The organism is Amycolatopsis sp. SID8362 (genome assembly GCF_010550475.1).
GTDB lineage: Bacteria > Actinomycetota > Actinomycetes > Mycobacteriales > Pseudonocardiaceae > Amycolatopsis > Amycolatopsis eburnea.
Window position 1 is genome coordinate 1 of record NZ_JAAGNB010000719.1, and the last position, 1,131, is coordinate 1,131.

Here is a 1,131-nt window from a genome sequence, read left to right on the forward strand (position 1 = left end):
TCCGCGTGTCCCGGTCCCCGGGCCGCGCCGAAGCCGCGTGGTAGCGCAGCAGATCGAGCCCGGCGGTCGCGTGGATCCGGGCGCGGTCCCACGCGGCGCGCGACGTCGCCGCGATGAGCCGGGGCGCGTCGGCGTGGAGCGCGGTGAGCAGGTCGTCGGCGAGGATCCGCAGCTCGCGGGCCTCCAGCGTGGCGCCGGGCGACTCGGCCGGGTCGAGGATGGCTTCGGAGCGGCTCCACCGTTCGTCGTCCCCCGCCTCGACGTCGACGTCGAGGCCCAGGTAGTCGCGGACGTGTTCGAGGTAGCGGCGCGGGCTGGGCGCGCTGAACATCTCGGTCGGGGCGTCGAAGCCGTGGAAGGAAAGCGGCTCGGCGGCGGTCTCGTTGTACTCGCGCAGCCACTCGAGCAGCTGCCGGTTGGCGCGCACCTCGCCGAACCCGTGCGAGAACCCGCCGTCGAGCGCGGCGACGCGGTCGGTCTCCAGCGCGATCGACCGGAAACCGTGGGCGGTCAGCCGCGCGAAGAGCTCGTTGCGGATGCGCGCGAAGGCCGGTTCGAAGTGGGTCGGCTCGCCGAACGCGAGCAGTTCGGCGGTGAAGTCCGTGACGTCCATGTGGTTGAATCGTATCCTTGAACACTCTATTGAGACCTGCTGACCTGGCCCGCGAGCACGGCCTGTCCACGCAGGCGGTCCGCAACTACGAACGCGACGGCTTCCTGCCGCCCGCGGCACGCACGGAAAGCGGCTACCGCGTCTACACCGAGCTGCACGCGGCGGCGTTGCGCGCGTTCCTCGCGCTGGTCAGAGCGTACGGCCACGCGACGGCCGGCGGCATCATGACCGCCGTCAACACCGGCGACGTCGACCGCGCGCTGGCGCTCGTCGACCGCGGCCACGCCCAGCTCGCCCGCGACCGCGAAACCCTCAACACGGTGCGCGCGGCCATCGGCGACCTGACCGGCGAGCCCGCCCCGGCACCCGCCGGCCAGGAGTGGTCGATCGGCGAGCTGGCGCACCGCCTCGGCGTCACCGCGGCGACCGTGCGGGCGTGGGAACGCGCCGGGATCCTCGTCCCCGAGCGGAACCGGGCGACCGGCTACCGGGTCTTCCGCGCCGCCGACGTCCGCGAC

At 73.6% G+C, this 1,131-nt stretch carries 2 protein-coding genes; one reads left to right on the plus strand and one right to left on the minus strand.

What is annotated here, in order from left to right:
* The coding region (locus tag G3I65_RS22010; protein WP_160697784.1) for an erythromycin esterase family protein at nucleotides 1–613 on the minus strand (613 nt) is incomplete at its 3' end.
* Nucleotides 614–630: 17 nt separating this feature from the next.
* Here G3I65_RS22010 and G3I65_RS22015 point away from each other — a divergent pair.
* On the plus strand, nucleotides 631–1,131 hold a 501-nt coding region (locus tag G3I65_RS22015; RefSeq protein WP_160697785.1), incomplete at its 3' end, for a MerR family DNA-binding transcriptional regulator.